The sequence below is a fragment of the Uliginosibacterium gangwonense DSM 18521 genome (genome assembly GCF_000373965.1).
GTDB classification, from domain to species: domain Bacteria; phylum Pseudomonadota; class Gammaproteobacteria; order Burkholderiales; family Rhodocyclaceae; genus Uliginosibacterium; species Uliginosibacterium gangwonense.
In genome coordinates this window covers 148,814-167,338 of record NZ_KB892838.1, presented here as the reverse complement: position 1 = coordinate 167,338, position 18,525 = coordinate 148,814, and the positions used below count along the sequence as shown (strand labels likewise).

Sequence of the window (18,525 nt, the reverse complement as noted above, 5' to 3'; positions counted from 1 at the left end):
TCAGATTGAGAATACCTTGATCACGGTATTCTTGAGATCAGGGGCCTTTCACAATCACTTTTGGCAAGGTATTGACGGGCAGGCAGAGGACTGCCGTTATCAATGCCAGCAAGATATGGCACCAGTAAACTGCATTGAAATCGGTGCGTTGCAGATCAACGCTACCCAGCAACAGAACGGTCAGTGCAACGCCCATGACTGACCCAATTTGCCGTATCGCTTGGTTAATGGCACTGCCAACGGCATACTGGTCTTTGGGCAAGTGGCTGACAGCGGCACCCGACAAAGAGGGCAGCACCATACCTACCCCCATGCCACTGAGAAGTGCTCCCGGTAACCATTGCGTCAGATAGGCCGGCTCTGTTCCTGGCACCAACAAAAACCACAGTCCACTCGCCGCATAGACCAAACACCCTACCACCAGCAATGGACGGTGGCCATGACGGCTTGCGAGGCGACCTGAGAGTGCCGCGACCGGGGTCACCATCAAGGGTCCAGGGGTAATAGCCAAGCCCGCCAGAGGTAACGAGTAGTGCCAAATCGATTTCATGTAAAAGAAAAAGGTAAAAAACATGATCGAGAATGCAATCCCAAAACTCAAGGTCGCAAGATTGACATAGCTATAGGTCGCGTTTCGGAACAACCCCAAGTCCACCAGTGGCGCGGCAGCAATCCGAGCCCAAACCACAAATCCAACGATGCCTGCTATCCCGAGGCTTGCAATCCATAGCAGTTCATAGCGTGACCAATCAGGTGACTCAGCTTGCACAATGGACAGCGCCAGGGCACCAATACCGATGATCAGGAAAATCATTCCCACCAAGTCCAAGGGGCGCTCGGTGGTTGACTGCTTGGCCTCCCTCAACAGTATCGCCCCCCGCCATATTGCAAACAGGCCCAAAGGCACGTTCAGATAGAACGCCCATTGCCAACCGATCGACGCAACGACAAATGCGCCAAGACTCGGCCCTACCGCAGCAGCCAAACCACCGACGGCACTCCATAGGCTGACCGCAACAGCTCGTTTATGTGTCGGAAATGCTGCCAGCACAAGCGAGAGCGAAGCTGGCGTCAGCAATGCTGCCCCCATGGCTTGCAGCGCTCTTGCCGCGACCAGCCATTCCACGCTGACGGCCAAGCCACAGGCTACAGAAGACGCTATAAACAGCATGACGCCAACGAGAAACACTTTCTTGCGTCCATGTCGGTCTGCCAATCCCCCGGAGGGGATTAGCATCGCTGCATAAACCACCGTGTAGGCGTTGAGTACCCACGAAAGATCGGCCGCAGTGGCTTGCGGAAAACCTGCTCGCAAAGCGCTGAAGGCTGCGAACAACATGGTGCCGTCCATGGAAACAAGGAACACTGCAATACTTGCCACCCAAAACACCGGCCATGGTGAAGTGCTGCCAGACGGCCCGCTAAAAAATGCATTTGGCATTGAAACAAGTGAAGACGTTTGGGTCTGGTCGTCAGGAATAGCCATGTATGTATTCCAGATTATTGGTATGCCTGACTCATCAAAGTCAGGCATACCAAGTTATTCGGCCTATAGGGGGTTATGAACGTTCAGGTCAGCGCGACCCCAGATAGACCGGTGGCTGAGCTGACAAGCCGCCATGTACTTGTCGGGTGAGTTCATCGGCGAGCGCCTCTTCTGCACCTGCCTCCAGTGCGTCGAGCGCGTATTTCACGATATCCTCGGGCGACGACTTCACTGCATCGAGCCCCTTCGTCAGATCAGTGTCGACGAAACCCATGTGCAGGCTCATCACCTGTGTGCCCTGCTCACGCAGCTCGTTGCGCAAGCCATTGCTCAGACTCCAAACTGTGGCCTTGGATGTCGCATAGGTCGCCAGCATTGGAAAACTCAACCAGCTACCGATCGATGCCACGTTAAGCAGTGCCCCACCCCCATTGCGTGCGAGTGCAGGGGCAAACGCACGGCTCACGCGCAGCACCCCGAAAACATTGGTCTCGAAGTGACGGCGAAGCAGTGCTTCGGCATCGTCAGCAAGGAAACCGCCAATCGCGGCAATGCCCGCGTTGTTCACGACAATGCTCACGTCGCTCGCCACACGTGCGGCAGCCTCAACATCATCGGGCGAAGTCACATCGAGCTTCAGCGGCTCGACGCCCGGCAAGGCAACGCTCGCAGGATCGCGCGCGCCCGCATAAACCTTGCGTGCACCGCGAGCAAGGAAAGCTTTTGCAAAGGCCAGACCGATGCCTCGGTTTGCACCAGTGATGAGAACAGTTGAGTCAGCGATTTTCATGGGATATCTTTCTTATGATGGTCATCATATTTTCAAGCAAAAAGCGAGGCTGTCTGTGACATGCCATGAGAGCCTCAGTTGGGGAAAACGGGTTTAAACTGTGTGACGAGTTGCTCACGCGTCCGCGCCAACAGATCACAGCCCTGTTGGCCACCGAACACACGCGCAAGTTGCAATGCCCCGACCAGCGTGGCAGCGACACTCGCTGCTTGGGCCGGATCTATTCCATCCGGCAGCATTGAACGTACCAATTCGACAAAAGCGCTCGCATGGCGGTGCGCTTCGTCTCGCACAGTGCCGTCCAGACGAGGCACCTCGGAAGCCAATGCAGCAACCAGGCAGCCGCACTCGATACGCTCCAGATTACTTTCGTGCAGGTACGAATCCACCAGTGCCTTGATTCGACAGTCTCCGCTCGCCACACGACGAGCAATCGCCTCTTTCAACGCGTTCGAACTGTCCCGCCAGGCCCGTTGCATTGCTTCAACTACCAGCGCATCTCTTGACTCGAAGTGCGCATAGAAGCCACCGTGGGTAAGGCCTGCCTCCTTCATCATGTCGGCGACGCCAACGCCATGGGTGCCAGCTCGCCTGATCGCGCGAGACGCGACGTCGACGATACGCTCGTGAGTGATTTGCTTGCGATTGAGTGGGGTCTGCATGATGGTCATCATATTATAACCATCATACAGATACGTCAAGGCATCCATCCCCATCCATCTCAATCGTTCACAACCGCATCAGAATCGATAATCACTTGCAGGCGTGGCACCTTGATTCAAGCAAGCCCAAACGTTTTTCTCAAGCCTTTCTCGACAGGGCCTGCAGGCATGAAGCTACGCAACCAGGCCAGAAGAGAGGCCGCTCCTTTGGGGGTACGACGCATCTTCCATGTACCCAAAGCTGCGTCGACCACCGTCTCGGCGACACCCTCTGGCGAGGGAGCTTTCTGGATGTTGTTTTGGATTGCTTGAGAAACGATGCCCAGTTCCTTTTCGTAATCAGAAATCCTGGCGACGGTTCGCGGCGCGTTGAGATCCAGATTCGTTTTGGTAAAAGAAGGTTCGACAAGTGACACACGAATGCCGAATTGGCGTACCTCGTGATCTAGCGTCCCACCAATCAGCGTATAGGCGGGTGTGTTTAGTCCCACAGTGTCCTGGTGTAACTTATAGCCAGCTACGGAGGGATGACTTATGGGACCGGTACTACACGGATGCGCCCGAACGACAGAGGTTGTGCGTCGAGCAATACAACATAGTCAAGCGAGCCTGAATGCGCTGGCCGATCAGTACGGAATTAATCCAAAGACAGTGGCGAAATGGCGCAGTCGGCAATTTGCTCACGATGCGCCGATGGGGCCGAAAACAAAACGCTCTACCGTACTGACCTTGGAGGAAGAAGCGAGCGTTGTTGCCTTCCGAAAATTGACGCTATTGCCCCTGGACGACTGTCTGTATGCGCTTCAACCAAGCCTTCCTCATTTGACACGATCCTCGCTGCATCGTTGTTTGCAGCGACATGGAATATCACGTCTTCCCGAGGTAGAAGGCGACAAACCCGCCAAGAAGAAATTCAAGGCTTATCCGATTGGCTACTTTCACATCGACATTGCCGAAGTACAGACTGATGAAGGGCGGCTGTATCTCTTCGTAGCCATCGATCGGACATCAAAATTCGCCTACGCAGAACTACACAAGCAATCTGATCGCACCATTGCCTCTGATTTTCTGGCTCGGCTTGTTACGGCGGTTCCGTACAAGATTCATACCGTTCTGACGGACAACGGTGCTCAGTTTTGCATACCACCCAAATACAGAAATGGCGTGACTGCCCGCCACATCAGACACATGTTCGATCTTCGTTGCGACCGCTTTGGCATTGAGCATCGACACACGCTGCCCAAACATCCTTGGACCAATGGCCAAGTAGAGCGCATGAATCGAACGATCAAGGATGCAACCGTCAAGCGCTACCACTATCAATCGCACGAACAACTGAAGAACCACTTGCAGACCTTCTTGATGGCCTACAACTTTGCCAGACGATTGAAAACCCTCAAGGGCCTGACTCCCTATGAATACATCTGCAAAATCTGGACAACCGAACCGGAACGTTTCAACATTAACCCAGCCCAGCACACTGTGGGACTAAACACCTAGTACCGCTCTCTGCAAATCTCGATACGATCATAAAATTCTCTCAATCGTCCAGAACACGCAGATTGACCAGATCGCAACTGCGTAGCTTGCTATCAATAGCCAGGTTGAACATGGCCAGATCACGCACATGACCCTCCCTCTGCAGATGAAACCGAATCGCCCAGATATCTTTGGGTTTGAGAGGGGGCTTTTGCCCAATCAGCTTGCCTTTGTTCCAGGGCTCACGACGAAGAGTTGATTCCATGACAGACTCCTGTTGTTGATCGGAGTTTTAATCTGGATCATGGAACGACAGGCCGCTTCCATGGAAGATGCAGAATACGTACAATTGGCCATCCAGATGATTGCTTTTTCACATAAATTCGTCTCACTGAGTTTAATGACAAGACCGATCTATTCGGCCGAAACATTTGGTATTTCATGAAACAATTAAAGGGTAGATCCCTTTTAGCTAGCTTTGCTTATGGCAGAATGCATTTTCTGTCTGCGTATTTACTCTGGATTTTTCCGATGAAATTCGCCTTTGCTCGTAATTCCACTGGGTTGCTGACCTTGTTGCTGGCCTTGGCCGCTTGTTCTGGAGGTGGCGGCAGTGCTGGCGGAGGTGGCGGGAGCGGAACCCCGCGTTACACGATCAGCGGCACGGTGATTTTGCCCGACACCGCAGCCGTGGATAGTGACACCAACGATCCGGCGCAGGTCGGCTGGGCCGGCAATGATACGAATGCCACGGCCCAGAGTCTCAATACCCCCGTACAACTGGTGGGCTATCTTAATCAGCCGGGCAAGGGCGCTGCGGGCAAAACCTACGCGGCAGGCGATCTGCAGGACATCTTCAAGGTCAGTCTGGTGGCTGGCCAGGTCATCGAGCTGAGCTTTGCCAGCAACACGACCGACAACGACATTGATCTGTTGCTCTTCGACGTCAGCTCGGCGTCAGCGGTCCCCGTCGGCGTATCCAGCTCCAGCACTAGTCGAGAATGTATTGCCGTCACGAAGGATGGTAGTTATTACGTCATGCCCTGGATTGTCAAGGGCGCTGCGGTGTACTCCCTGCATATCAGTGCCGCCAATGACGGCACGAGTTGCGCCAATGGCATGAGCAACACGGCACTTTTTGTGCCGGGCGAACTGGTGGCTCAGGAAAGGGTGAAGAGCGTCGCCCAGTCTGGCAGCCTCGCAACACCGGCGATGCAAGCGACGGCCCATATCCCAAAGTTGCTGAGCGTGCCAAACGGCGCCACGCAGCTGAGTCTGGCGGGGCATGCGACGCCGGTTAGCGTAGATCAGCGCGATGTGGAGATCCAGCAGGTCGTGGGCACTTTGCGTTACGCCAAGGAACTGATGGCCAGCGGCAATTATGCGTATGTCGAGCCGAATTTCCGCACGGAACGGTTTTCAAGTTACGCTCCGAATGACCCAAAATATAGCTACCAGCTCTGGAATTACGGCCAGATCAACGTGCCGGATGCGATGGATCGGATCAAGGCATTTGGCATCACTGGTCAACGCCCCATCATTGCGGTCATCGATAATGGCGTCTTTTCCGAGCACCCGGATCTCCAAGACCAGATTGTCAGCCCCTATACCTTCACTGCATTGACGACCGCCCCTGGTGCAGATGACCCACGCACGGCAAACGAATGCAATTCAGGTGTAGCGCTCGACAGTTGCGGGCATGGCACTTTCGTGGCGGGAGTAGCGGCAGCAATCGCCAACAACGGCGTGTACGGCACGGGTGTCGCGCCCATGGCGCTGTTGATGCCGATTCGGGAAGACGATAGCGAGTACAACCAGATTCAGGCCATTCGCTATGCCGCAGGCCTGAGCAATAGTTCCGGCACCCTGCCTGACCGCAAGGCCGACGTGATCAACATCAGTTGGGGGAGCGGTGCGGCCTGCTCGGCAGGTTTCGCCGACGCCATCGCTGCGGCTCGCGCCCAGAACGTCGTCGTCGTCGCAGCGGCTGGTAACACGAAAGCAGGCAAACAGACGCCACCCATCGTCGCCAGTCCGGCCAGTTGTCCGGGTGTCATCTCGGTGGGTGCAACCAATGCCAGCACGACCCGCACACTCTATTCAGCCTTTGGCCCGGCCTTGACGCTGACCGCGCCAGGTGGCGATGCCAGTTCCTATATCTACAGCACGGCAAGCGCCTTCAGCTCGCGGACAACCCCTGCAGATAAGGCGGATTTCTACTACAATTACGGCACCTCGTTTTCTGCGCCACACGTTGCTGGCGTCATTGCCCTGATGCGCTACGTATCCCCGGGCATTACCACAGAGCAGATCGACACCCTGATCGCCACCGGTCGCCTGACCGATGATCTAGGGGTTGCCGGGCGTGATGATGAATACGGTCAGGGCCTGATCAATGCACGCAAGAGCGTCGACGAAGCCTATGCGCTAGCCACTGGCGGCAGCATCCCCGGTGCCGTAGTCCCCCTGCCAGCCTCGATCAGTTTCGGCAGCGTTCTGAGCAGCACCACGCTGAAAGTGAAACTCACCGCGAGCGGCAGCGAAACTGTTAGCAGCATCGTGGCCAGCAGTCCCGCCATCACGATCACGGCAACCGCCAGTGTCGACGCCGCAACCAAACTGGGCGATTACACCATCAGCGTCAATCGGCTGCTATTGCCACTCGGCTACAGCTATCCGACTCTCACCGTAACGACTTCCACGCGGACTTTCACGGTACCCCTCAGCGTGACCAAGCTCTCTGTCAGCACCAGCCCGAGCGCCACACTAGGGACTGTGTGGGTGCGCGCCACCAATCTTGAGACCACTACGACTTACATGCAGCGCCTTGATGTCAGCGGTGGGCGTTACAGCTGGAATCTCAGTGGCATGCGCGGCGGCACTTACGTGCTGAACGCCAGTACGGATCTGAACAACGATGGCATGTTTTGTAATGCCGGTGAAGCCTGCGGTGACTATCCGGGCAATGGGCAGACCTTCCAGATTGGCAGTAACTTGACTGGGCTCGATTTTTCGATGGCGCCTACTTTGAATACAGCTAGCACGCCCTGACAAACGTGGAAAATGCTGGTTAAATACTTATTTTTGAATGGCTTTTTAGCTCCCAATTGCAGACAGATAGCTTGCCGAAAGCCGAGCGTCTCTTTTGGGTCGGGAGGGTGAGTTCGGCAGGCGCGAACCGGCCGTTCAACACGATGTCTATCGGAGCGGGGGCTAAGCGCCACATTGCAGACCGTGGCGGCCTACCAATCGAATGGCAGTTCTGGCCGAGTTCCGGGCGTTTCGGATCGGACGGGTAGAGGGCAAGATAGGCTTCGCTGCTTTCGCCGAATCATTGTCGGATCACCCCGCGAATGATTTCATCATTTAGTTGACTGCGTGAAACCCAAGGTATTCAAAAGGCATCTAATCCGGCCCGTCCGGCCAAGGCACAGCCTCAGTCAGTATCTGCATCACATTACCGTCTGAAAGCCAGGCAATCGCTTCGGCAACCGTAAGTGGGATTCTCAGGTCGTAGCAACATCCACCACACTTCCCAAGCGACATTTGATAGCTTGGCTTATGGCGAAGTACCTTTCAATTTAGCCAGACAATAGTGACTTATATATTATGGTGGCATATTCTCTAAACAGGCTTTCAACATCCCGTTTGGGTGGCGCGCCGAACAGGCGGCTGTATTTCCGGCTGAACTGGGAGGGGCTTTCGTAGCCGATTTGAAAAGCGGCTGCAATGGCATCCCGTTGTCCGTTCAGCATAAGGCGCCGGGCTTCACTTAAACGCAGCCACTTTTGGTATTGCAGGGGACTCATTGCTGTGAGGGTACTTGCTCAAGTACTGTTGCGTGATGGGCAATGGTGTCGGATAGAGCCGATATCGGCACTACTGCAAGAGCTGACGCGCTTTCAGGTCGGCGTCAATTGTGGACAGCCACGTTTGAGTCGGCTTGCGTTTTGTGTGGTTTGTCCGTGAACAGGCTGAAATATTTGCAGTCGGCCTTGAGCATGTGGCCCACGATAACTTCAGAAACTAGAAATTCAGTCAGTTCGCCAATTGAAACGAAGGCCTTTTCGTTGCGTTCTCTCAGGTTTTTCGCTCGGGTGATCAAGATGTTGTGCAGGCTTGCATGTGCACTGAGGCCGCTAAAGCCTTGTGCCTTCAGAATCTCTTCCTCATCTGAAAAATGTTTGATCACTTCTGCCAATAGTTGGTCGAATACTTGATTGAATTGTTGGTGCGTGCATTCTGGTTGGAGTGACAGGTTCAGTAGATCATTAGCGAGCCTGAACAGTAAACGGTGCTCTTGGTCGATAGTGGTCTGGCCGCTGTTATAAAGAGACTTCCACTGTAATCGGATGATTTGAGGGGGAAGGTCTGGCGTCAAGGATTCGGTGCTTGGGGCAAAAAGCTCGATGGCATTTCGACCGGCCTTTTTGGCCCGGTACATGGCTTCGTCGCCACAACGGAGCAAATCACGCAGATTGTCGGCGTGTGCTGGGTAGAGGACAATGCCAATGCTGGAGGATATTCTGAGCTCTTTGCCATCGGTTGTGACAAAGGGGGCTTCCAAGGCGGCATGAAGTTTTTCCGCGATGGAAAGTGCCAATGTTGGCATTCCGGTATCTGGCAGCAGCACCACGAACTCATCGCCACCGATTCGTGCCACCGTGTCGGAAGCACGCACGCTATGTTGCATCCGTTCCGCTACATGTTGCAACAGCCAGTCGCCTGTTTCGTGCCCAAATTCGTCATTGATCGGTTTGAATCTGTCCAGATCAATAAAGAGTAATGACAGGCCTGATTGTTCCCGTTGGGCGCTGGCGATGGATTGGTGAAGTCTATCTTCCAGCAGGCGACGGTTGGGGAGATTGGTTAAAGGGTCACGAAACGCGAGGTCGTGGATCAGGGCTTCATTGGCTTTCCGCTCGGTGATGTTTCGGCTGACGCCTAGAATCCGATAGGGGCGGCCCGTTTCGTCCAGCAACAGCGTTGCGACGAGTTCTACCGGGAGGAGCTGACCATCCTTGCAGGGGAGTTCTACTTCGGTCGTGGCATAGAGTGACGAGCTATTGTTCGCCTTGAAATCAACCAGCAGTTCAATCAGCTTGTTGGTGACCTTGGTGACTACCTCTGTCGGTAGATAGCTGTCCACGGTTTGGCCGATGACTTCCTCGGCAGTCCAGCCACGCAGATTTTTGATGGAGGGGCTGATATAGCTAAAACGCAGGCTGGGTAAATCTACTTGCCAGATCACATCATTGGTGTTTTCCGCAATGAGGCGGTACATCTCTTGGCTGCGGCTCAGGTCTTCTGCCATGCGAGCACGTTCCACGGCGAAGCGCACCAGATTGGCATATTCTTCTATCTGCCTGATTGCTTCTTCAGAAGGTTGGGCGGGCTGATTGTAATATATGGCAAACGTCCCCAGAACTTTGTTGCTTCTGTTTTTGAAGGGCTGCGACCAGCATGCACGGAAACCTGCCTGGGCTGCGAGTTCTCGATATCCTTCCCAGAACGGGTGCGTCTGGACGTCATCAACAATCACACGTTCACCGCGGAATGCAGCAGTCCCGCATGATCCGACGCCTTCTCCGATGGGAACCTCTGCCAGTGCTTCCGTCCAGTATTTCGGCAGACTTGGGCCGGATGCGGGGAGCAGCAGTGTTCCTTCGCTGTTGGCAAGCAGGATCGAGCAGCTCGTTCCAGGCGTTTTTTCCTCGATCAGGAGTATCAATTCATCCAGTATTTCACTCAAGGGAACGTTGTTGCTAATGCGTCGCAGAACTCGGTTGGTGACCCAAAGGTAGCGGTTGCTTTCAAGCAGTTGTTCCTCAGCCCTGTGTCTCGCTTCAATCAACTCTCCCAGTTGCTGTCGGGTTTTGTTCAGCCACGCAATCACGCTGTCTGCGTGAGCTTGGATAGGCTGAGTCAATGGCAAAAAGTCGCCTTGTCCAATCTTGACGATTTGGGCATACACATCGTTGGGCGATGCCCCCAGCAAAGCCTTTAGGGCGCAGTAGCTGCGCCAAAACAATAGGAGCCAGACGATACCGATGCAAATGAACACCAACTGCAACAGCGATTCATGGAGTTGTATTTGACGCAGGGCTTCCGTGGTTTGGTGGTTGACCAATTCTTTGACCGCATTCGCTTGCTCTAGGGTATCGAACTTGGCCCGGAGATATTCCGCACTAAAAAGCATCTGAAGAGCTTGCTGGCGTCCGCGGTAAGAATCTTGCGGATTTTGTTCAGATTTTTGTATGGCTGCGACTTCCGTTCTTGTCAGCAGATCGGAATTGCGCTTGATGGCGGAGAGTAGGGCTGATCCTTCTGCGCCTGTGGTTTCGCGCGTAACCAGGGTGAGCAGGGCATCGATGTACGACGGATTGGAGCTTGCGGTCTGTTCGTTGTGACCAGAATCGTCGTCAGGATAAATTGCTCGTCTGAGTTCGCTGTAGTAATGCTCTTTGTAGCCGGGATCTCCGGTAACGATATAGCTTCGCGCCATCCGCGGGCGCGTATCCAGGGACTGATGCAGGGCTTCGGCCAGCAGCGCTACACGAACACGCCTGTCGTTAAAATCCTTGATGCCATCCTCGACAAAAAAATCAGCAAAAAAAACAAGGATTAACAGCCCTGAGACAAAGGTCATTGCGGCAAGCCAACCAGTCAGAATGACGTTTCGTTTGGATTGAGGCATGGCGCGAAGATGCGGCTATTCAATGATTGCAAACATATAAGGGTTGGTCCTGGTCACCATAAGGGCATACGCACGTAAGGCTACAAGGCATTTACGGTTGAAAGAATGCACCCTTGAGTGGATACGGGGGCGAGCAATAGATTGTTACCTTTGTGGGTATTAGGAGGTCTTTATCCTGTTTTTTGGGGGGACATAGGACGCCAAGATTACTGTTGCGTGATGACCAGCGGTCTGGGCGTTGCTTGGCAACCGGCCCAGCAGCTTCCTCGGCTGCGATGTTCCCGCCCAACCCGAAGCGGCGGCTCACCAAGAAGTCGCTCATCATGATTCTGCTGGCCCTGGCGGGCCTGTCTGTCGGCATGATCGCGGGTGGGTATTGGTTAAGCGCAGGCAAGGCCTTGCGCCCTTCCCCCACCGACACCACCCAGTTACCCGCTGCCGATGATGTCGCGCTCTTGGCGCCCATAGACCAAAGTGCGCCCAGTGCCCCCGGTACCGCCCCCATGGATCCGGCACCTGCATCGCCTGTCACGCCTGATGGCGGTGCATCAAGCCCGATCTCAGCACCCAGCCCGGTTGAGTCACCGGTCGTGGCGTCCGCACCCAATGCGGCTGCAACGCCAACAAGCACTGCAAGCACGCCCAGCTCTGCTCAACCCCATCCAACATCTTCGTCCTCCGCGTCGTCCTCGGTGGCCACCCAAGAGCCGGTCACACCTACAAAACCAGCGCCCCCCCAAACGACCGATCACTCATCTGCAGAACTTGAAACACGGCTGAGTCGGTTGGAGCAGGACATGCATGACCTGAAGGCTATCGTGGTGGCGTTGCAGCAGAACAAACCAGCCAAGGTCGCAACATCCCACACTCATCAAGCAGAGACGCCACAAGGGGCTTCAAGTGCTTCGGATGCTCCTGTGACACCTGCACCGAAACATCACGTCGCCCGTACGCGTAAGCCTGCCAAGGTGGCAACACACCATGAAAATTCTGGTCGTTGAAGACGAAACAAAAACCGGTGATTACCTGAAGCAAGGTATGGGCGAAGCGGGCTTTATCGTCGATTTGGCGCGTGATGGTATTGATGGCCTGCACTTGGCATTGTCCGAGAACTATGACTTAGCCATTCTGGATGTCATGCTGCCGGGCATGGATGGCTGGCAAATACTGGCCAGTTTGCGTAAAGCAGGCAAAGACATGCCTGTGCTGTTTCTCACCGCCCGCGATCAAATCGAAGACCGCGTCAAAGGACTGGAGCTTGGGGCAGATGATTATTTGGTTAAGCCTTTCGCGTTTTCAGAGTTGCTTGCCCGTGTACGGACACTATTACGCCGAGGCAGCAAGGCAGTTGAAGCCGCCTGTATGCCAGCGAAGTGGATTTGAGCCACGCCCGCCTACTGCGACGGCTCGGGCTCAAGCGCATCGCCAACATGTACGCCAAGAAGCATCCAGACACGATGTTGTCCTGGACCTATATTCAGCCCTTGCCAGAGTCAATTGGCAGCTTCAAGGGCAATGTCAAACTCAAGGTGCTGAAGGAGAACCTTGCAGACATTCACCCCGTAGACCTTGCCGATATTCTGGAAGAACTTGACCAGCCTCAGCGTGTGGCGGTTTTTGAGCAGCTCGACAATGAACATGCATCGGATACGCTTGAGGAAGTGGAGCCTCGCGTCCAACGCGAACTGATTTCGTCCATCAAGATCGAAAAAGCCGTTGAACTCATCAAACAAATGACAGCCGCACAGGCGGCAGACATCATTAACATCCTGCCCACCGACGAGGCCCAGGAAATTGTCGGCAGGCTCGACCCCGAGTTCGCCGCCAAGGTGGGCGTGCTGATCAAACAGCACGAAGAGACGGCCTCGTTGTTCATGCTGCCCGGCTTCATCAGTTTCGCGCCCACCACCCTGGCACGCGAGGTACTCGAATCCTACCGTTATGTGGTACGCGACAAAGATGTGATCATGTACATCTACGTGGTGGAGGCAGAGCAGAAGCTGGTTGGCGTTATGGATATCCGTGAAGTCTTGCAAGCCGAGCCAGAAGCAAGGTTAGGCGACATCATGAATACCAACGTCATTTCATTCAACCCGGCAGATTCCCTGCGCCAAGTAGCAGAAGCATTTGAACGTTACAGCTTCCGGGCGATACCAGTTACTGATGAGCAAGAGCGTATCCAAGGTGTGATTCCCTACCGGGATGTGATGAACCTAAAGCATAGCTACGTTTAACACTCACCCCTCTGGACAACGGCGTACCTATTTGACATGGTACGCCGCGAAGCCTTGCGTTTATCCACATTCAACAAACAGGAACCCCGCATGGAAATCCTGCAAAATTTTCACCCCGAGACCCTTCTCAATACCCTGATCTGCCTGATTGCAGCGTTTTTTCTCGGCGCCCTGATCGGGCTGGAGCGACAATACCGTCAACGCAATGCTGGGCTACGAACCAACGTCCTAGTCTCTGTTGGCGCAGCAGTATTTGTAGACCTTGCCAACCGGCTCGGCAGTCACGAAGCAGCCGTCCATGTCATCGCCTACGTTGTCTACGGCGTTGGCTTCCTGGGAGCAGGCACCATCATGAAAGAAGGTGCCGACGTGCGTGGCCTCAATACCGCAGCCACGCTTTGGGGCTCCGCAGCCGTAGGCGCCTGCGCCGGAGCCAGCCTGCTGGCAGAAGCGATACTAGCCGCCTTCTTTGTGCTTTCGGCCAATACATTGTTACGACCGGCGGTCAACTGGATCAACCGTAAGCCCATTGACGAGAAATCCAGCGAAATGACCTATGTGCTCTGTGCAGTCGCCCCGCGTGAGGAACAGAAAGCCGCACTGGCCACTGTAGAAGCACTTCTTGAAGGACATCACTACCCTGTCGCGGATCTGGATGTTCAACCCTTCGGAGATGATGGCATCGAGATTACGGCTACGCTTCTGGCTACTTCGGTCGACTCTGCCGAACTTGACGACATCGTCGCACACCTGGTAGCCAAGAGTTATATCGAGCAAGCATATTGGAACTCAAGCGCGAGTGATTAGCCAATCACTATATATTAAACTAAAGCAAAGCCAGATGAGACTTCGCTTCAACTTATTGTACTTGGTGCCTCTACGCCCATGGCGTGTGCTGCTTTGCGCATTGTTATTTCAGAGGAATTAATGGCAGACAGCTTTTGGCCTCAATCTGACCTTTGGCGAGGGGGGGTTATAGACGGAGAAATGTGCCCACCGACACGCCATTCTAGCCCCCAGCGCAGTACCCTTACTGACGAATCACATCAGTATCTCGGACATCTTTGTGTTGTTAAGTATCTCTTAAGATAGGCGCCTTACACTGGCCTCACGTCGTCAACAGAGGAATACCAAAATGACAAAACAACCCAGTTTCGCAAAGGACATGTTCATGGTCATATTTGGCTGTGTTGTGTCAATTATGGTTGTGGCTTTTCTTGCTCTCCCGTATAACATCTCCATGCATTTCGGTGAAGCAACCCAGCTTTCTGCCACTGCGGCGAGCTATCACTTGACTTAATAAGTGCTGCTCGAAAAAACCCGGTGGTGACATACGCTAGGTAAATCGCCAAGGGTTTGAGGTTCCCCCGGAGTTTCAACATCCACCACGGTCGAGGTTCGTCTGTGGCTCGACCGTGGATTACTCCCAACGACTCTTGTTGATGGATGACCAGACCTTCGTTTCCACAGAATTCATTGTCGGTAACTGACCGGTTGTGGCCGATATCGGTCGCCAATCTTGCTTCAATGCTTCATTGGTCCTCAAGGTCGACTTAAACGGTCAGAGTTTTGGATAGCGGTCGTTCAGCGTTCGACGTAACCGGTTGACGGAGGGGCTATGCCGATAGCTTGCGAGAGCCAACACGACGAGTTGTCCCAAGATTATCAATGCGCGTTTGGCCGCGAATTGGGTCGAAGTACCGACTGGCCGCGAACTTAATTTCGTAATGGTTGCGTTCCGACACAACAAGCTCACCAACATTGGCGCGCTGCATGATGCGACGGACCATTCGAACTTCCTCCGGTCTGAACTTGTTCCGTTCGTCGCCTTTGTACTTTTTCTGGAAATCGTAATCGAAGAAGTGTTGGGCCTCGGGATAGATGAGGACAAAGTCGGGTCGCACCCCAGAGAACTCGCAGAGTGTGTATGTATAGGACTGCAGGACGCAATCCAAAAGCTTCTTAACGCTCTCTGAAGAAATGGGCGACTTGACCTCAATGCCGAACGCGCTCGCTCGGAACCCCATTTCGATAATGTGAGGTTTAGGCCTCACTTCCTCTTGTGCCAACGGCGCTTTCATCATGGCCCCGTCAATGCTCTGCCAGCGCCAGGCAATTCCTTCCAGTTCGTCGTATTCAGCCAATCCCGCACGCCAGATGGCTTCAAACAATCCCGCCTTCTCCCAATCCAGAAAATGCTTATGAATTGCACTGGCGCTGCCAAAACGCTCGAACGGCAAGGCCTTCCATTGACACCCGGTGCGCAGGCTTGGGTTTGCGCACCGCCCCAGCTTTGCGGACAAAATCCTTATCTGTCGTGCGCCCTGCCTTGGGAGGAATGAGGGGTTCTACACGACTCCAGAACTCATCTATCACTTCCCACGATGGCATATCCATTTGAACTCATAAAACATGAAAATGACATTATCCACTACTTAAGGATAGACTCTAAAGCCCTTTTCTGCGGCTTGAGCCCAGCTTCATTATGAGTTGACTCCCAGCGTCACGGGCCATTGCCAGTCGCGGATCTCAGGCATGTCTTGACCATTGGTATTGATGTACTGCTGGTGCTTGGTCAGCTTGTCCTTGAGTTGCAGCTTAAGGTAGATGCCCTTGTCACCACACTGGGGTAGACGATCAAGGGCGTCGATGACCAAGTGAAAGCGATCCAGTTCGTTGAGTACCGTCATATCAAAGGGTGTAGTAATTGTGCCTTCTTCCTTGTAGCCGCGAACGTGGATATTGCGGTGGTTGGTACGTCGATACGTCAATCGATGAATTAGCCACGGATAGGCGTGATAAGCGAAGATGACGGGCTTGTCTTTTGTAAACATTTCATCGAAATCCACGTCTGCCAGGCCATGAGGATGTTCTGAGCGTGGTTGCAGACGCATCAGGTCAACAACGTTAATGACGCGAATTGTCAACTCGGGTAGATGTTCACGCAGAATCGCAACTGCTGCCAGAGTTTCCAGTGTCGGCACATCACCGCAGCAAGCCATGATGAGGTCTGGTGCAACCCCCTGATCGTTGCTAGCCCATTGCCAGATGCCAATGCCATCAGCGCAATGCTTGGTTGCCTCTTCAATGGTCAACCACTGTGGGGCGGGGTGCTTGCCAGCGATCACGACGTTAACATAATGGTGGCTGCGCAGACAATGGTCCATCACGGACAACAAACAGTTAGCATCTGGGGGCAAATAGACGCGTACTACGTCGGCTTTCTTGTTGACCACGTGATCAATGAAGCCGGGGTCCTGATGCGTAAAGCCGTTGTGATCTTGTCGCCAAACGTGTGAGGCCAGCAGATAGTTCAATGAGGGGATTTTGTGGCGCCATGGGATGTGGGCGGTCACAGTCAGCCATTTTGCGTGTTGGTTGAACATCGAATCGATGATATGAATGAAGGCCTCGTAGCAGTTAAAGAGGCCATGCCGCCCGGTCAGCAGGTAGCCTTCAAGCCAGCCCTCGCATTGATGTTCGCTCAGCATGGAGTCCAGCACGCGTCCGCTCGGAGCGAGGAATTCATCGTTGGGTTCGGTTGCGGCATCCCATTGACGTGCCGTCGTTTCGAATACTGCTGCCAGACCATTTGACATAGTCTCATCCGGGCCGAATATGCGAAAATTGCGCTGTCTGTCGTTGAGCTTGGCTACATCACGCAGGAAGAGTGCAAGCACCCGCGTATCACCGTTGCCGCGTATACCGGGCTGTGGTACTGATTGTGCATATTCACGAAAATCTGGCATGCGCAGATCGCGCATAAGCAAACCACCATTTGCATGCGGATTGGTGCCCATGCGCCTTACGCCCCTCGGCGCAAGTTCAGCCAGTTCAGCCTTCAAAGCCCCAGACTCATCGAATAGCGTTTCTGGGTGATAGCTCTTGAGCCAGTTTTCCAGCAACTGCAGATGTTCGGGATGGGTAGTCGGGTCTGAAATCGGTACTTGATGCGAACGGAAGTTGCCTTCTATTGGCTGGCGATCGACCACCTTTGGCCCGGTCCAGCCTTTTGGGGAACGTAGCACGATCATGGGCCAGCGCGGTCTGATGAGATCACCGTTGTCGCGGGCGTTGTGCTGAATGTGTTTGATCTGCTCAATGGCCAGATCAAGTACAGCGGCCATGGCCTTGTGCATCAGCTCGGGCTCATCGCCCTCAACGAACAGAGGCGTCCAGCCATAGCCACGTAGCAGTTGGTCCAACTCTTCGTGGGTGATGCGTGCAAGCACTGTAGGATTGGCTATTTTCCAGCCATTAAGATGCAGGATAGGTAATACTGCGCCATCACTTGCCGGGTCAATAAATTTGTTTGAGTGCCAGGCTGTTGCCAGTGGTCCGGTTTCTGCCTCGCCATCACCTATCACGCAGGCCACGATAAGCTCTGGGCTGTCAAGCACTGCACCGAAGGCATGGCTCAGCGAGTAACCCAATTCGCCGCCTTCGTGAATAGAACCCGGACATTCAGGGGATGCATGACTGGGGATCCCGCCTGGAAACGAAAACTGACGAAAGAGCTTCTTCAGACCCGCTTCATCTTGGCTGATGTCTGGATAGACTTCACTATAGGTTCCTTCAAGGTAAGTATTGGCAACTACAGCCGGGCCGCCATGCCCAGGCCCTGACACATAAATCATGTCTAAATCATACTTGTTGATGATTCGGTTCAGGTGTACATAAATGAAATTTTGCCCCGGTGTTGTTCCCCAGTGCCCGAGCAGCATGTGCTTGACATCCGAAAGAGCCAGCGGGCGTTTGAGCAGCGGATTGTCGAAGAGGTATATCTGGCCGACGGAAAGATAATTGGCGGCGCGCCAGTAAGCATCCATCTTTTGAAGCAGATCGGGGGTAAGACTGGGAAGAGTCATAATTCAAGAGCCTCGTTCTTTCATCTGAAACACACGGATTGAAATACATCCACAATTTTTCTCAAACTCTTCGTGATTCAGCTTCTGGGTACCGCAGATCAAAGATAGCAGCGGTTTTCCCGTTGCCTCTCGAAGCGAAGCCGCCAATTCGCTCTGGGCAAAAAGAGTGTTTGTTTGATGCCTCGTATTTTGAGATTTTTCCGCCTACGACAGCTTGCTGTCTGTACGCCAGCAGACAGACGTTCAGACACCGTTACGCGCATCGTGCAGTCGCAAATTTGTTTGCCTGGTAGAAATTTCTCTGGTTTT

14 protein-coding genes and 2 pseudogenes are annotated in these 18,525 nt (G+C 53.9%); 7 read left to right on the top strand and 9 right to left on the bottom strand.

The window, feature by feature from the left end; all coding sequences use genetic code 11:
* Positions 1-37 precede the first annotated feature (37 nt).
* Positions 38-1,339, bottom strand: a complete 1,302-nt coding sequence (locus tag B145_RS0108120) for a DHA2 family efflux MFS transporter permease subunit (RefSeq protein ID WP_245541843.1) — start codon at positions 1,337-1,339, stop codon at positions 38-40.
* Positions 1,340-1,349: 10 nt separating this feature from the next.
* Here B145_RS0108120 and B145_RS29300 point away from each other — a divergent pair, with 10 nt between their 5' ends.
* Complete coding sequence (locus B145_RS29300) at positions 1,350-1,565, top strand: hypothetical protein (protein WP_245541842.1); 216 nt, start codon at positions 1,350-1,352, stop codon at positions 1,563-1,565.
* A 9-nt stretch (positions 1,566-1,574) separates the two neighbouring features.
* Here B145_RS29300 and B145_RS0108115 read toward each other — a convergent pair whose 3' ends face one another.
* The 3 genes from B145_RS0108115 to B145_RS24880 all read right to left on the bottom strand — a co-directional run bounded on the left by B145_RS0108115 (position 1,575) and on the right by B145_RS24880 (position 3,354).
* Entirely contained in the window at positions 1,575-2,276 is a 702-nt protein-coding gene (locus B145_RS0108115; RefSeq protein ID WP_018606524.1) for an SDR family oxidoreductase, read from the bottom strand.
* A 74-nt stretch (positions 2,277-2,350) separates the two neighbouring features.
* Entirely contained in the window at positions 2,351-2,986 is a 636-nt protein-coding gene (locus B145_RS0108110; protein WP_018606523.1) for a TetR/AcrR family transcriptional regulator, read from the bottom strand.
* 68 nt (positions 2,987-3,054) lie between these two features.
* On the bottom strand, positions 3,055-3,354 hold the full coding sequence (locus tag B145_RS24880) for a Rossmann-fold NAD(P)-binding domain-containing protein (protein WP_211209784.1): 300 nt from the start codon (positions 3,352-3,354) through the stop codon (positions 3,055-3,057).
* A 118-nt stretch (positions 3,355-3,472) separates the two neighbouring features.
* Here B145_RS24880 and B145_RS0108100 point away from each other — a divergent pair, with 118 nt between their 5' ends.
* Positions 3,473-4,438 (top strand): IS481 family transposase, encoded by a 966-nt coding sequence (locus tag B145_RS0108100; RefSeq protein WP_026258952.1) that lies wholly within the window; start codon positions 3,473-3,475, stop codon positions 4,436-4,438.
* Between the two features lie 40 nt (positions 4,439-4,478).
* Here B145_RS0108100 and B145_RS24875 read toward each other — a convergent pair whose 3' ends face one another.
* On the bottom strand, positions 4,479-4,682 hold the full coding sequence (locus B145_RS24875) for a site-specific integrase (RefSeq protein WP_018606520.1): 204 nt from the start codon (positions 4,680-4,682) through the stop codon (positions 4,479-4,481).
* A gap of 266 nt (positions 4,683-4,948) precedes the next feature.
* Here B145_RS24875 and B145_RS0108090 point away from each other — a divergent pair, with 266 nt between their 5' ends.
* Positions 4,949-7,468 (top strand): S8 family serine peptidase, encoded by a 2,520-nt coding sequence (locus B145_RS0108090; RefSeq protein WP_018606519.1) that lies wholly within the window; start codon positions 4,949-4,951, stop codon positions 7,466-7,468.
* A gap of 530 nt (positions 7,469-7,998) precedes the next feature.
* Here B145_RS0108090 and B145_RS24870 read toward each other — a convergent pair.
* Positions 7,999-8,226: a helix-turn-helix domain-containing protein gene (locus tag B145_RS24870; protein ID WP_018606517.1), complete on the bottom strand. Its 228-nt coding sequence runs from the start codon at positions 8,224-8,226 to the stop codon at positions 7,999-8,001.
* A 104-nt stretch (positions 8,227-8,330) separates the two neighbouring features.
* On the bottom strand, positions 8,331-11,114 hold the full coding sequence (locus tag B145_RS29470; RefSeq protein WP_018606516.1) for a diguanylate cyclase: 2,784 nt from the start codon (positions 11,112-11,114) through the stop codon (positions 8,331-8,333).
* A 275-nt stretch (positions 11,115-11,389) separates the two neighbouring features.
* Between B145_RS29470 and B145_RS0108070 the strand changes: the two genes are divergently transcribed.
* The 4 genes and pseudogenes from B145_RS0108070 (at position 11,390) to B145_RS0108055 (ending at position 14,155) form a co-directional block, all read left to right on the top strand.
* A complete protein-coding gene (locus B145_RS0108070; RefSeq protein WP_018606515.1) occupies positions 11,390-12,115 on the top strand; it encodes a hypothetical protein in 726 nt (241 codons plus the stop codon).
* Positions 12,096-12,452 (top strand): annotated as a pseudogene (locus B145_RS24860) (response regulator); the annotation flags it as partial. The gene B145_RS0108070 and the pseudogene B145_RS24860, both read left to right, overlap by 20 nt.
* Before the next feature lie 41 nt (positions 12,453-12,493).
* The gene (locus B145_RS28390) at positions 12,494-13,348 is read left to right on the top strand and encodes a magnesium transporter MgtE N-terminal domain-containing protein (protein WP_157288321.1); all 855 of its coding nucleotides are present in this window, start codon (positions 12,494-12,496) and stop codon (positions 13,346-13,348) included.
* Positions 13,349-13,438: 90 nt separating this feature from the next.
* The gene (locus B145_RS0108055) at positions 13,439-14,155 is read left to right on the top strand and encodes an MgtC/SapB family protein (RefSeq protein ID WP_026258951.1); all 717 of its coding nucleotides are present in this window, start codon (positions 13,439-13,441) and stop codon (positions 14,153-14,155) included.
* Positions 14,156-15,387: 1,232 nt separating this feature from the next.
* On the opposite strand, the pseudogene B145_RS28470 reads toward B145_RS0108055, so the two are convergent.
* Both B145_RS28470 and B145_RS0108040 read right to left on the bottom strand, forming a co-directional pair.
* Positions 15,388-15,745 (bottom strand): annotated as a pseudogene (locus B145_RS28470) (transposase); the annotation flags it as partial.
* Between the two features lie 86 nt (positions 15,746-15,831).
* On the bottom strand, positions 15,832-18,216 hold the full coding sequence (locus tag B145_RS0108040; protein ID WP_018606509.1) for a phosphoketolase family protein: 2,385 nt from the start codon (positions 18,214-18,216) through the stop codon (positions 15,832-15,834).
* Positions 18,217-18,525: the final 309 nt, after the last annotated feature.